The following is a 13,058-nucleotide window of genomic DNA, read 5'->3' on the forward strand; positions in this document are numbered from 1 at the left end:
CGGCCGGGGGCACAACGGATTATCCCGGCAGCATCGACCAACTGCGGATCGCCATGCCGGGCGGGACGGTGGCGGCGTAGACGCCGCGCGCGATCGCCCGGGCCAGCGTGTCGGCGGCGAGCGCGCCGAGGCGGGCGACGATGAGGGGGCGGGCGAGTGGGTTGGTGGCGGGCCCCGCGACGGGTGCGGGGCGGCGGGCGGTGGAGAGGGCGAAGACGACGTCGCCGTCGAAGGGGGAATGGACCGGGCGGATGGCGCGGGCCAGCCCGTCCTGGGCCATCATGGCGACGCGTTTCAGCTCGTCCGGGTCCAGCGCCACGTCGGTGGCGACGCAGGCGACCGTGGTGTTGGCGCGCGGCTCGGGGTTGAGCTTGGCCAGGCCCCAATCCTCGCCGGTCGCGCGATGGTCGGGCGGGCCGAGCCCACCGAATTCGCGGCCGATTTCGTAGGCGCCGGCCCAGAAGCGGCGGCCGCCGGGGGCGACGACCGAACCCAGCGCATTGCATGCGACGATGGCGCCCACCGTCATGCCGTCATGGGTGACGTAGGAGGCCGAGCCGATCCCGCCCTTGAGCGCGCCGGCCGCGGCGCCGAACCCGGCGCCCGCGGTGCCGAGCCCGAAGGAGAGGGCGGCGGTGGCGACGGCGCGGCGGGCCAGGGCGCGATAGGGTGGGTCCTCGCCCCAGTTCTTGTCGCCGCCATTGGCCAGGTCGAACAGGATGGCGGTCGGCACGATGGGCGAGGGCGGCACGCCGGGCTGCGGCGCCAGGGCGAAGCCGCGCCCGTGCGCGCCGAGCCACGCGGCGACGCCGTCGGCGCTGCCCAGCCCGTAGACCGAGCCGCCCGACAGCACCACCGCATCGACCGAGCGCACCAGGTTCCAGCCCGACAGGGCGTCGGTTTCACGCGTGCCGGGGCCGCCGCCGCGCACGTCGACCGCGGCGTCGGCCCGTCCGTCGGGCAGGATGACCGTGACCCCGGTGCGCACGCGCGGATCGTCGGCCTGGCCGACGCGCAGGCCGGCGACGTCGGTGATCAGGTTGCGCGGGCCCGGCGCGCCGAAGGTGCCGGCGCAAGCGCACGGCGGCAGGGCCAGCGCGGCGCCGAGCGCGCCGGTCGCGCCGAAGGCGGCCTGGAGGAATGTACGGCGGTCGAGCGGGTGGGGCATGGGATCGGAGCGGGTCAGGTGAGGTCGGGGCAGGAGAGGGGCGGTTCGGGCCAGGTGGTGACGGCACCGTAGGTGGTTTCGAACCAGCGGGCCAGTTGCAGGGCCAGCCCGTCGGCGAAGCGGGGGGTGACGATCTGCAGCCCGATCGGCGTGCCGCCGCGCGAGAAGCCGCAATTGAGCGAGATGGCCGGCTGTTCGGACATGTTCCAGGGCAGGGTGTAGGCGATATGGGCGAAGGGGCGGGCGGGATCGTCGAGCGGGGAGGCGTATTCCGCCGGGAAGGACAGGTTGGGGGTGGTCGGCGAGAGCACGATGTCGACCGTCCGGAACAGATCGGCGCAGCGCCGGCGCAGGGTGAAGGTGCAGCCGAAGCCGTCGATCGCCTCGACCCCCGAGACGGTGGCGCCCTGGCCGGCCCAGGACAGGATATAGGGCAGCACCCGGGCCCGGCGGTCGTCGGGCAGGCGGGAGAGTTCGGCCCAGGCCCGGGCCTGCCAATAGCGGTCGATGCCGTCCAGCACCGCGTCGTCCATCACCGGGGGGACCGGGACGAGGGTGGCGCCGGCGGCCTGGAACGATCGGGCGGCGGCGGTGACGGCTTCGGCGATTTCCGGGTCGAGCGCCATGCCGCAGCCGGCATCGAGCATGAGGCCGACGCGCAGGCCGGCCGGGCCCGTGCCGGGGCTGACCCAGTCGATCTGCTGCCAGTCGATCTGCTGATAGGGCAGGGCGGTGGCGTCGCGCGGGTCGGGTTGGGTCAGCACCGCCATCAGCCGCGCCGCGTCGTCGACGGTGCGGGTCATCGGGCCGGCGCAGCGCCCGACATAGTACGGGTCGATCGGGATGCGGCCGAAGGAGGGCTTGAAGCCCACCAGCCCGCACCAGGCCGCCGGTAGGCGCACCGAGCCGCCGATATCGGTGCCGACATGCAGCGGTCCGTAGCCCGCGGCGGCGGCGGCGGCGGCGCCGGCGCTGGAGCCGCCGGGATTGGTGGCGAGGTCCCACGGGTTGCGGGTGAGCGGATAGAGGCTGGACAGGCCCGAGGACAGCATGCCGATATCGGGCACGGTGGTGCGGGCGAAGAGGATCGCCCCGGCTTCGCGCAGGCGGGCGGCGACGGGGGAATCGGCCTCGGCGGGCGCGGGGTCGAAGGCGGCGCAGCCCTGGGGGACGGGGACGCCCTTGCTGGCGATCAGTTCCTTGATGGTGGCGGGGACGCCGTCGAGCGGGCCGGCGGGCGCGCCGCGCCGCCAGCGCGCGCCGGAGGCGTCGGCGGCGTGCAGCGCGCCCTCGGGGTCGGGGAAGCATAATCCGCCGGGACGGCGGTCCGGGGGCAGGGATTCCCAGGCCGCGATGCGGTCGAGCACCGACTGCATCGCCTCACGCGGGGTAAAGCGGCCCGTGCGGTAGCCGTCCAGCAGGCCGGCCGTGTCGAGGGCGTGAAGTGCGGTCATTAGAAGCTGGCTCCGAGCCGGATGCCGTAGGTGGCGGGCATGCCGGCGAGCGCGATGTCGTCGCCGACCAGGAAGAAATTGCGTTCGATGTCGTAGCGCTTGTCGAAGATGTTGTTGCCGAAGGCGCTGAGGCTCCAGTGCCCCGCATGCGGCGCGAAGGAGGCGGTGGCGCCCCAGATCGTATAGCCGGCGACATTGTAGAGCGGGCCGAACAGCGAGCGATAGGTGCTGCGCAGGCTGTAATTCATGCCCAGGCTGAGATCGTAGCGGCCCCAGGCCCAGCGATAGGTGGCCGAGCCGTTGAAGGTGAGCTTGGGGGCGGGCAGGGCGTCGCCGCGCCGGTTCTGGTAGATCGGGTAGAAGACGTTGCCGACCCGGTAGTCGCTGTAGACGGCCTGGAACCGGTCGAACTGTCCCACGGCCCAGCCGCCGGACTGGGTGAGCAGCAGGCCGGGCAGGGGCGACCAGTCGGCCTCGAACTCGCCGCCGGCCAGGTGCGAGCGCGGCGCGTTGACGATGGCGCCGATCAGTCCGGCCTGCGCATTGACCGCGGCGCCCAGGATCTGTTCGTCCCGATAGTCATAGTAGAAGGCGGAGACGTTCAGGCGCAGATGGGCGCGCGGGATGTCCAGCTTGTTGCCGATTTCGTAGGCCAGCAGCTTCTCCGGCTGGTAGGGGTTGGAGGAGGCGTAGGCGTTGGACGTGTTGTAGGTGGTGAAGCCGCCCGAATTGATGCCCTGCGAGATCGAGACATAGAGCATGTCGGTCCGCGACGGGGTGTATTGCAGTTCGACCTTCCATGACGGCAGGGTGTAGAGCAGCGCGCGCCGGCGCACGACATTGCCGGGATTGGTGACGTTGCCGGCGTCGTCGAAGGAAAAGGCGCGGTAATCCTGCAGATCGCGGGCCTCGTGCTCGAGCCGCAGGCCGCCGGTCAGATGCAGGTTGGGCGTGATGCGCCAGGTCGCCTGGCCGAAGCCGCTGACGGTGTTGACGATCTGGCTGTAGAAGACGCCCTGGTCGACGTGGAAGGCCTCTTGAAACCCGGAAAGATACTGATCGGCGAGATATTCGTTGGCGTAGTAGAGGCCGGCGATCCAGTTGAGCCGGTGGTCGCCCCTGGAGACCAGGCGGAGTTCGTCCTGGAACACGTTGGAGCGGGTGTTGAAGGCGACGTCGGCGACGTTCAGCGACGAGGCGTCGAAATTGTCGTATTCGCGCCGGCTGCTGACATCGTAGCCGGCGAGGTTGCTGAGGGTGGCGAAGGAGAAATCCTGGTCCAGGCGGATGCTGGCGCCGCCGACATCGATATGGTGATAGGGCTTCTGGTCGGGACGGATGCCGGCCAGGGCGGCGAATTGCGGCGACGTGCCCCAGCGGGTGATGTCGCGCGCGCTGTCCGCGGGGAAGACCGGGCCGCCCGGATTGTAGGCGGCGATCGTGGTCAGGGGCGCGTAGAGATGCAGGCCCGCGGCGTCGGAGCGGTCGAGGCTGCCATGCAGGTCGATCCGCGCCTTGAGCGTGTCGGCCAGTTGAATGTCGGTCAGCAGGCGCAGGGCGGTGCGGTCGACATTGCCGAGATGCAGGCCGGTATCGGTATATTGCCAGGCGCCGCCCTGCTGGCTTTCGCCCGCGAGGCGCATGCGGATGCCGCGCGCCACCGGACCCGAGACATATCCGTCATATTTCTGGGCCGCGAAGGAGCCGTACTGGACGGTGGCGCCGGCGGCGAACCGGTCGGTCGGCTGGTTGAGCACGTAGTTGATCGCGCCGCCCGTGGTGTTGCGGCCATAGAGCGTGCCCTGCGGGCCGCGCAGGACCTCGACGCGGGCGACATCGAACATCAGCCCGTTGGTGGCGTAGGGGATCGGGTTCGCGACCTCGTCGATATAGACGCCGACCGGGGAGGCGTTGCCCGAGCCGTAATCGTTGAAGCCGACGCCGCGAATGGTGAAGGAAGGCTGGCCCGAGCCGAATTGCGGCGTCACCTGCAGCGAGGGGGTGAGATATTGCAGGCCGAACACGTCATTGACGTTGCGGGCCGCCAGTTCCTTTCCGCTGAGCACGCTGACGGAAATGCCGACATTCTGCGCGCTCTGGCGCCGCCGTTCGGAGGTGACGGTGATCTGTTCCAGCGCGCCGGCGGGCGGGCTGGCGGAGGTGCTGGAGGATTTCGCCGGTTTCGGCGGGAGCGCGTGGTGCGCGGGCGCCGCCCGGGCATGGGCGGATTGGGAGGCCAGGGCGGTGCCGGCGAGCAGGCCGAGCAGGTGGCCGGCGGCGCGCCAGGCGGTGCGGGGGGCGGGGACGGATGGCGCGGTCACGGGTGGGCCTCCGGCTGGGGTGGGATTTCGATCCGTTGATGCAACGATAACGGAGACGGGCAGGCGGGACGGAGTCCGAATTTGTGTCGGGTGTGTATCGTTTTGCGTGACACTGCCGATCGTCCCTTGTGCCAGTCGTCCCTTGTGTCAGTCGTCTCTTGTGCCGTTCAGACCGGGGGGCGGCGGTCATCGGCCATGACGCGTTCGATCGCGCGCATGAAAGCCCGGGCCGCGAAGGGCAGGCGGCGGCCGGGCTGGCAGGCGATGTCGAGCGTGGTGTCGATGGCGCAGTCGGCGGCGAGCGGGACGGCGCGCAGCAATCCGGCGTCGATTTCCCTGCGGCAGCAGGACGGGGGGAGGACCAGGACCGCGGCGTCGCGGATCGCCAGTTCGCGCTGCATGTCCAGCGAGGCGGTGACGAAGACCGGGTCCAGCCGCACGCCGATGCGGCTGGCGGCGCGCTCGAGCCACTGGCGCAGCCCGAAGGACGGGTCGGGCAGCGCGAGGCGCTGGGCGGCGAGGTCGCGCATGCCGACCGCGTCGCGGCCGGCCAGGGGGTGGTTGGGTCCGACGATGGCGGCATGGGTGATCGGGCGCGACATGCGGATCAGCGGCCGCGCGTCGTCGGGCACGAACATCGTCACCCCCAGCTCGGCGCGGCCGGCGCGGATGGCGGCGATGACCTCGGCGGCGCTGGAGACCGCGACGGAGAAGCGCAGGCCGGGATGGTGCGTCTGCAGATCGTGCATCATCGGCGAGACCAGGCCGGCCACGACGCCGCCGCTGACCTGGATGGTGATCTGGCCGCGCCTGAGGCCGCGCATGTCGTCCAGCAGGGCGTGGATGTCGTCGATCTGGAAGAGTACCGCGCGGGCCCGTTCGGCGACCAGGCGCCCGGCCTCGGTCACGCGGATGCCGCGTTCATCGCGCTCGAACAGGGGGGTGCCGAAGAAATGCTCGATCTGGTCGATCTGCCGGACGATGGCGGTGGCCGACAAGCCGTGCCGCCGCGCGACCTGGCGGATCGAGCGGGCCTCGGCCAGTTCGACGAGCAGGCGCAGGGCGCGGATCTGCATGGGCTCTCCCGGAAGAAATCTTCCTTGTTCGGCAGGTTCATCCGACAGGTTCGGCCGGGGGCGTCATTCAGCCGGAGGGGCGTCGCGGTCGTGGTCAGGGTCGTGGTCGCGGTCGTGGGCGAGGGCGCCGGCGACGTAGGTCGCACGGACGCTGCGGTCGTCGCCCAGCATCATGAGCACGAAGAGCAGGTCCTCGATCGTATCGCATTCCTCGGCCCGCTGGGCCATCAGCGGGGTGGCGTACGGGTCCAGCACGCAGAGATCGGCCTCGATCCCCGGGGCGATGGTGCCGATCCGGTCGTCGAGATGGAGCGAGCGGGCCCCGCCGGCGGTCGCCAGCCAGAAGGCCTGGACGGGGTGCAGGCGGCGGCCGGTGGACTGGGCGACCTTGTAGGCCTCGTTCAGGGTCTGGAGCTGCGACAGGCTGGTGCCGGCGCCCATGTCGGTGCCGAGCCCGACGCGGACCGGGCGGCGCGGGTCGAGCGCGTCGAACAGGCGGAAGGCGCCGCTGCCGAGGAACAGGTTGGAGGTCGGGCAATGGGCCATGGCGCAGCCGGTGGCGTGGCAGGTATGGAACGTATCCTCGTCCACATGCACGCCATGGCCCAGCACGCCGCGCGGGCCGACCAGGCCGGCATGGGCGTAGACGTCGAGATAGGAGCGCCGGCTGGGGAAGAGCCGGCGGATCCATTCGACCTCGGCCACGTTCTCGGACAGGTGGGTCTGCATGAACAGGCCATCGCGCTGGCGCAGCAGGCTGCCGGCGAGGTCGAGCTGCCGCTCGGTGCTGGTGGCGGCGAAGCGGGGGGTGACGGCGTAGAGCTGCCGCCCGTTTCCGTGCCAGCGGTCGATCAGGGCCAGCGAATCGTCGTAGCCGCCCTGAGCGGTGTCGCGCAGCGCGTCGGGGGCGTTGCGGTCCATCAGCACCTTGCCCGCCACCATGCGGGTGTCGAGCCGCGCGGATTCGGTGAAGAACGCGTCGACCGACTGGGGATGGACGGTGCAATAGACGGCGGCGGTGGTGGTGCCCGCGCGCAGCAATTCGCGCAGGAAGCGGCGGGCGACGCGGGCGGCGTAGCCGGCGTCGGCGTAGCGGGCCTCGGTGGGGAAGGTGTAGCGTTCCAGCCATTCCAGCAATTGCTCGCCATAGGCGGCGATCATCGGCAATTGCGGATAATGGACGTGGGTGTCCACGAAGCCGGCCGAGATGACGGCGCGGGGATAGGTGGTGACCGGCGTGCCCTCGGGGAGCGTGGGGCGCAGCGCGTCATGGGGGCCGAAGGCGGCGATATGCCCGTCCTCGATCACGATCAGCGCGTCGGGTTCGTGGACCAGGGCGGCGGCCGGGCCGTCCTGGAACGGGTCGGCGCGGAAGGTGACGGCCCGGCCGCGCAAGGCGTGGCGCGCGGGGGCGTGGCGCGCGGGGGCGGCGGGCGGCGCGGTCATGGTCATGGCTTGAGACTCGGGGCTTGGGACTCGGGAGCTTGGGACTCGGGGGCTTGGGAACTCGGGGCTGAAAGCGCGGGACTTGGAGGCGGCGATCGGCCGGTTTTGCCCGTTTCGGCGGCCTGGGGGAAGGGTGGTCCGGGAGACGAGCGGGGGACGGCGTATCAGCCGCCGCGTTCGGCGGGGAAGGGGCGCGAGGCGTCGAGGAAGGCGCTGTTGGCGTCCAGCTCGTAGGAAATGACCAGCAGGTAGGCGATGGCGCGGGTCATTTCGACGCGCGCGCCGAGATTGGCCGTGCGCGATTCGATCCGCCGCAGGCCGGCGGTGGCGGCGCGGGCCGCGCGGGCGGTGCGGCCGTAGCGGCCGGTGAACTGGGCCATGCGGCCGATCACCAGCAGGATCGGCCGCCTGGCATGGGCCGGCACCTGGTCGCGGGCGAGCAGGGCGCGCAGGCGGATGATGTTCAGCCCGATCGTCATCGCGGCGAGCGTGCCTTGCAGATAGGCCTCGATCGTCGGGGTGGGGGTGGGGCCGGCATGGCGGATCAGGCGCGAGAACCGGTCGATATTGCCGCCGATCCAGTCGCCGGTCCGGGGCAGCGGGGTGGCGGTGGCCAGATGGCGCAGGTCGCGCAGGTTGCGCACGCGCATGCGGCCGCGTTCCTGGGCGCTGCTGAAGGGCAGGAGCAGGCGGAACATCAGGACGGCGAAGCCGATGCTGCACAGCAGGGTGAAGGCGCCGTTGAAGAAGGCGATCTCGTCCAGCCGGCCCTGGTTGGAGGGGGCGATCAGGTTGGGCAGGAACAGCGTGTAGGACGCCGCCGCCCCGGCGGTGGCCGGGTTGCGCGCGGCGAGGCCGCCGACGAACATCGGCAGCGCCAGGCAGGCCGCCAGGATTTCGAAATCGGCCGGGCGCGGCAGCAGCGCCAGGGCCAGCACGCCGGCGGCGGCGACCGCCCAGGCGGCGCCGCGCAGGAAGCTGAGCGTGCCCAGCACCGGATTTTCGCGGGTGGCGAACAGGCCGCAGGTGATCGCCACCAGGGTGACGAATCCCTGGCCGCTGGACCAGGCGGTGAGTTCCCAGACCAGGCCGGCGGCGATGATGGCGCAGGCCGCGCGCACGCCGTTGCGGGCGGCCTGCGCCAGGTCGCGATGGGCGTGCAGGCGGAAGCGGAAATGGTCGCCGCGGATGCTGTGCTGGGCGGCCGCGAATTCCTCGATCGCCTGCTGGAGTTCGGCCAGCAGTTCCTCGAGCGCGCTGTGCAGGATGCGCAGGTCGAGCAGGGCCTGGATCGCGGGGCCGCCCGGAGGGTTGCCTGTGCCGGTTTCCTCGGTCAGCGCGTCGATGATCCGCTGGCGGCAGGTGCCGCGCAGGGCGCGCAGATCGGCGAGCGCGGCGGGAATGTCCCGGTCGTGCCGCAGGCGCGGGGGCAGGCCGAGCAGATAGGCGCGGACCTGGGCGGCGGTGTCGGCGAAGGCGGGGGGCGGGGGGCCGAGGGCGCGCAGCCGCGCCGCCATGCCCAGGCCGCGCGAGAGCAGGACCGAGACCGAGGCGAGGGCGGCGCGGGCGTGGTCGCCCTCGTGCCCGTGGGGGCCCATTTCGACCTCGCTGAACTCGATCTGGTCGTTGATGGCGAGGATGGTGCCGAACAGGGCGCGCGAGCGAGTGAAGGCCTGTTCGTCGCCGGCCAGCAGGTCGGCGATGGCGGCCGTGCCGCCGGACAGGGCGGTCTGCAGCGTCGCGCGGATCGTGCGGCGGGCGGTGTCGGCCAGGTCGGGCGAGAAGAGGCCGGCCACCAGGCCTTCGCAGGCGATGCCCAGCACGATGTAGGTCGAGCGCGAGAGCGCGATCAGGAAGACGTCGTCGGGGCTGCGGATGGCGTCGAACGCGATGATGGCGCAGGTATAGCCCGAGAGGACGAGCGCGTAGGCGCGGAAATTCCGCACCAGGGTGGCGAGGCCCGCGCACAGGCCGATCCACAGGCCGATCGCGGGAACGAACAGCCATGGCGCCTGGGGGAAGGCGGCGGTCAGCGCCACGGCGGCGACGGCGCCGACGGCGGTGCCGACCAGGCGCCAGCGGGCTTTGGACAGGCTTTCGCCGCGCGAGCCCTGGGCGACGATCCAGACCGTCATCGGCGCCCATTGCGGGCTGTCCAGTTCCATCCACAGGGCGATCATCAGCGCCAGCAGGGCCGCGACGGTGGTGCGCAGCGCGAAGATCGCGGCCTCGGCACTGGGGGCGTAGAGCCATTTCAGCCGCGCCGGCAGGGAGAAAGCGGAGGACGGAGACACGATGCGACCTTCGGCACGACGGGGGTATCTGACGGAGGGGATGTCTGGTGATAAATTAAAAGCGTACGTGAGGTAACATGGGCGAGAGCGCATATATCGCGGAGCAGCCATTCGGGGCGGCAGGGGCGCCGGGTGGCCGAGCCGGGGGATGCGGCGCGGAGGGGGCAGGATGGTGCGGCCGGCAGGGGATCTGCGGGGGTGCGTGGTGGCGGGGGATTGGTTCCATGCCCCGCGCGCTGGCGCGTTGGAGCGGATGGCCGGCGGGCTGGTGGAGATCGGCCCGGACGGGGTGATCGCCGCCGTGCACCGGGCCGGCACGCCGGGGCACCAGGCGGCGGGCGCGCTGGCGCAGCAGGCGGGGCGGCTGGTGAGGCTGCCGGGCCTGCTGCTGCCCGGGCTGGTCGATCTGCATGTGCATGCGCCGCAATATCCGCAACTGGGCAAGGGGCTGGACCAGTCGCTGGAGGTCTGGCTGCAGCGTTACACGTTTCCGTTGGAGGCGCGGTACGCGGACAGGCTGTTCGCGCGGCGCGTCTATCGGCGGCTGGTGGGCGACCTGCTGGCGCAGGGGACGACGACGGCGCTGTATTTCGCCAGCCGTCATGCCGACGCGACCTGCGAACTGGCCGATGCCTGCCTGGAGGCCGGGCAGCGGGCGCTGGTGGGCCGGGTGGTGATGGACAACCCCGAGCAGTGCCCCGATTTCTATTGCGACGAATCGGTCGAGGCGGGGCTGGAGGCGACGCGGGCGGTGGCGGCGCATATCCGCGCGCGGGCGGGCGCGGACGGCATGGTGCGGCCGGTGATCACGCCGCGATTCCTGCCGTCCTGCACCGACGGGATGCTGCGCGCGCTGGGGCGGATGGCCGAGGAAAGCGGCTGCCACGTGCAGACCCATTGCTGCGAGAGCGACTGGGCGCGCGATTACGGCCAGGCGCGGTTCGGGCGGAGCGACGTGGCGGTGCTGGACGGTTTCGGGCTGCTGACCCGACGCACCGTGCTGGCGCATGCCAATTTCATGACCGGACCCGACATGGAGCGGGTCGCGCTGCGGGGCGGGGCGGTGGCGCATTGCGCGCTGTCGAACGCGTGGTTCGCCAATGCGGTCTTTCCGTTGCGCGCGGCCCTGGCCAAGGGGGTGCGGGTGGGACTGGGAACGGACATCGCGGGCGGGCCGTCGGCCTCGCTGCTGGCGGCGATGCGCATGACGGTCGCGGCGTCGCGCATGTTGCAGGACGGGGTGGACCCCGCCCGTCCGGCGGCGGAGCGCGGCCGGCCGGGGGCGGCGGTGGATATGCTGACGGCTTTTCACCTGGCGACGGCGGGCGGCGGCGCGGCGCTGGACCTGCCGGTGGGGTGTTTCGCGCGTGGGCAGCATTTCGACGTGCTGCGCATCGACCCCGATGCGCCGCTGGGCACGGTGCGGCTGTGGGGCGGGGAGAGCGACGAGGACCTGCTGGGCGCGGTGCTGTATACCGCGTCGCGCGCGAATATCGCCGATGTCTGGACCGGCGGCGTGCTGCGCACGCAGGCGGTGCCGGCTGCGGCCTAGCCGGCGACCTGATCGTCTGAGGGGCTGTATCGCAAGCCCTGCGACCGGCGATCCGACGCGCGTTTTCTGTAGCTTCTGTCCAGTTAGGCTATGAGGGTGACGGATTTCACCGGGCGGGTCATTCGGGCTGGGCGGCGAGGAGCGATTCGACTTCGGCCAGGGTGGGGGCGGCATCGGATGCGCCCTTGCGCGTCGTGGCCAGCGCGCCGCAGGCGGCGGCGAAGCGGGTGGCCGCCGCCAGGTCCTGGCCGCGGGCGAGGGCGACGGCCAGGCCGCCATTGAAGCAGTCGCCCGCCGCGACGCTGTCGATCGCCGTGACCCGGAAGGGGCGGACGAAGCCCTGGCGGGGGCCGTTCTGCCGTGTGTCGTCCTGTCGCGTATCGTCGGAAAAGAACACGCCCTGGGCGCCCAGTTTGACGATCGCCTGGCGCAGGCCGCGCGAGTGCAGCGCGTGGGCGGCGCGGCGCGCGCTGTCGGGATCGTGCGGGCGGATGCCGGTGAGGCGTTCGGTTTCGGTTTCGTTGGGGGTCATGAGCGTGGCGAGGCGGAAGGCCTCGTCCGGCAGGCCGCCCGGAGGCACCGGCGCCGGATCGAGGATGAGCGTGGCGCCGAGGGCGGCGGCCCGCCGTGCCGCCGCGAGCAGGACGGGCAGCGGGATTTCGCATTGCATCAGCACGATCGAATCGGGCGTGAGGCACGCGGCGAGGCGCGTCACATCGGTGTCGTCCATGGCCAGGTTGGCGCCGCCCGCGACCACGATGGTGTTTTCCCCGGCCGCGTCGGTGCAGATCATGGCCAGGCCGGTCATCTGGGCGGCCGCGCGGAACAGGTGCGAATCGGACACGCCGAAACGGCGCAGCGCGTCGGCGGCGAAACCGGCGAACATGTCGTCGCCCATCCGGCCGGCCAGGGTGACCGGAGCACCCAGGCGGGCCACGGCCACGGCCTGGTTGGCGCCCTTGCCGCCGAGGCCGAGATGCGCGCCCTGGGCATGCAGGGTCTCGCCGGGGACGGGCAGGGTGTGCAGGCGGGCCACCATGTCGATATTGACGCTGCCGAATACGACCAGCGGGTGACATTTACTTGGGCGTTCGGCCATTGGTTGGGGGCTTTCGTTAAAATTTGAAAAGGTCATTGTATTAAATATTTGATGACCTTATGATTTCCGTATGCGTCATATTAGAAACGTGATGCGAATCGCAACTGGAATAATAAACGAAAGAAATGGGAAATCGCTATGTCGGACATTGAGCAGGATGCCTCCTTGCTGGAACTGACGGCACAGATCGTGTCGGCTCATCTCTCGAACAACTCCGTCATGGCCGATGGCGTTCCGGACCTGATCCGACAGGTCTACCAGGCCCTGACGTCGCTGGGGCAGGCGGCGCCCGAGCCCGAGAAACTGCAGCCGGCGGTGCCGATCAAGCGTTCGGTCTTCCCGGACTATGTGATCTGTCTGGAGGACGGGAAGAAGCTGAAGATGCTGAAGCGGCATCTGCAGAGCGCCTATGGCATGACGCCGGAACAATATCGTGAACGCTGGGGCCTGCCGGCGGATTATCCGATGGTGGCACCGAATTACGCCGAGCGGCGTTCCACGCTGGCGCGCGAGATCGGGCTGGGCCGCAAGATCACCGCGACCACCGAGGAAGCGGCCGCCCCCGAGGCGGCGGCGCCCAAGCCGGCCCGGCGCGGACGCAAGCCCGCCGCGCTGTAAGGCGATGCGCGTGACCGATCGCGCCCCGGC

9 protein-coding genes are annotated in these 13,058 nt (G+C 71.2%); 2 read left to right on the forward strand and 7 right to left on the reverse strand.

Annotated features, from left to right (window positions below):
* Window positions 1–19 precede the first annotated feature (19 nt).
* The 6 genes from QN315_RS17850 to QN315_RS17875 all read right to left on the reverse strand — a co-directional run bounded on the left by QN315_RS17850 (window position 20) and on the right by QN315_RS17875 (window position 9,852).
* Window positions 20–1,168, reverse strand: a complete 1,149-nt coding sequence (locus QN315_RS17850; RefSeq protein WP_323990757.1) for a P1 family peptidase — start codon at window positions 1,166–1,168, stop codon at window positions 20–22.
* 14 nt (window positions 1,169–1,182) lie between these two features.
* The gene (locus QN315_RS17855) at window positions 1,183–2,622 is read right to left on the reverse strand and encodes an amidase (protein WP_323990758.1); all 1,440 of its coding nucleotides are present in this window, start codon (window positions 2,620–2,622) and stop codon (window positions 1,183–1,185) included.
* Complete coding sequence (locus tag QN315_RS17860) at window positions 2,622–4,943, reverse strand: TonB-dependent receptor domain-containing protein (protein WP_323990759.1); 2,322 nt, start codon at window positions 4,941–4,943, stop codon at window positions 2,622–2,624. Before QN315_RS17860 ends, QN315_RS17855 begins: the two co-directional genes overlap by 1 nt.
* Window positions 4,944–5,110: 167 nt before the next feature.
* Complete coding sequence (locus tag QN315_RS17865; RefSeq protein WP_323990760.1) at window positions 5,111–6,019, reverse strand: LysR family transcriptional regulator; 909 nt, start codon at window positions 6,017–6,019, stop codon at window positions 5,111–5,113.
* A gap of 63 nt (window positions 6,020–6,082) precedes the next feature.
* A complete protein-coding gene (gene guaD, locus QN315_RS17870) occupies window positions 6,083–7,465 on the reverse strand; it encodes a guanine deaminase (protein ID WP_323993621.1) in 1,383 nt (460 codons plus the stop codon).
* A 164-nt stretch (window positions 7,466–7,629) separates the two neighbouring features.
* Window positions 7,630–9,852 (reverse strand): FUSC family protein, encoded by a 2,223-nt coding sequence (locus QN315_RS17875; RefSeq protein ID WP_408904548.1) that lies wholly within the window; start codon window positions 9,850–9,852, stop codon window positions 7,630–7,632.
* Window positions 9,853–9,928: 76 nt separating this feature from the next.
* On the opposite strand from QN315_RS17875, the gene QN315_RS17880 reads away from it, so the two are divergent.
* Entirely contained in the window at window positions 9,929–11,311 is a 1,383-nt protein-coding gene (locus QN315_RS17880) for an amidohydrolase family protein (protein WP_323990762.1), read from the forward strand.
* A 118-nt stretch (window positions 11,312–11,429) separates the two neighbouring features.
* On the opposite strand, the gene QN315_RS17885 is transcribed toward QN315_RS17880, so the two are convergent.
* Complete coding sequence (locus QN315_RS17885; protein WP_323990763.1) at window positions 11,430–12,410, reverse strand: PfkB family carbohydrate kinase; 981 nt, start codon at window positions 12,408–12,410, stop codon at window positions 11,430–11,432.
* Window positions 12,411–12,548: 138 nt separating this feature from the next.
* Between QN315_RS17885 and QN315_RS17890 the strand changes: the two genes are divergently transcribed.
* Window positions 12,549–13,028: a MucR family transcriptional regulator gene (locus QN315_RS17890; RefSeq protein WP_323990764.1), complete on the forward strand. Its 480-nt coding sequence runs from the start codon at window positions 12,549–12,551 to the stop codon at window positions 13,026–13,028.
* Window positions 13,029–13,058: the final 30 nt, after the last annotated feature.

Origin of the sequence: Nguyenibacter sp. L1 (assembly GCF_035199985.1) — a bacterium.
Lineage (GTDB): Bacteria > Pseudomonadota > Alphaproteobacteria > Acetobacterales > Acetobacteraceae > Gluconacetobacter > Gluconacetobacter vanlangensis.

Coding starts and splice junctions, on each gene's coding strand:
- QN315_RS17850 (WP_323990757.1), bottom strand. CDS start 1,168: ATGCCCCACCCGCTCGACCGCCGTACATTCCTCCAGGCCGCCTTCGGC.
- QN315_RS17855 (WP_323990758.1), bottom strand. CDS start 2,622: ATGACCGCACTTCACGCCCTCGACACGGCCGGCCTGCTGGACGGCTAC.
- QN315_RS17865 (WP_323990760.1), bottom strand. CDS start 6,019: ATGCAGATCCGCGCCCTGCGCCTGCTCGTCGAACTGGCCGAGGCCCGC.
- guaD (WP_323993621.1), bottom strand. CDS start 7,465: ATGACCGCGCCGCCCGCCGCCCCCGCGCGCCACGCCCCCGCGCGCCAC.
- QN315_RS17875 (WP_408904548.1), bottom strand. CDS start 9,852: ATGCGCTCTCGCCCATGTTACCTCACGTACGCTTTTAATTTATCACCA.
- QN315_RS17880 (WP_323990762.1), top strand. CDS start 9,929: ATGGTGCGGCCGGCAGGGGATCTGCGGGGGTGCGTGGTGGCGGGGGAT.
- QN315_RS17885 (WP_323990763.1), bottom strand. CDS start 12,410: ATGGCCGAACGCCCAAGTAAATGTCACCCGCTGGTCGTATTCGGCAGC.
- QN315_RS17890 (WP_323990764.1), top strand. CDS start 12,549: ATGTCGGACATTGAGCAGGATGCCTCCTTGCTGGAACTGACGGCACAG.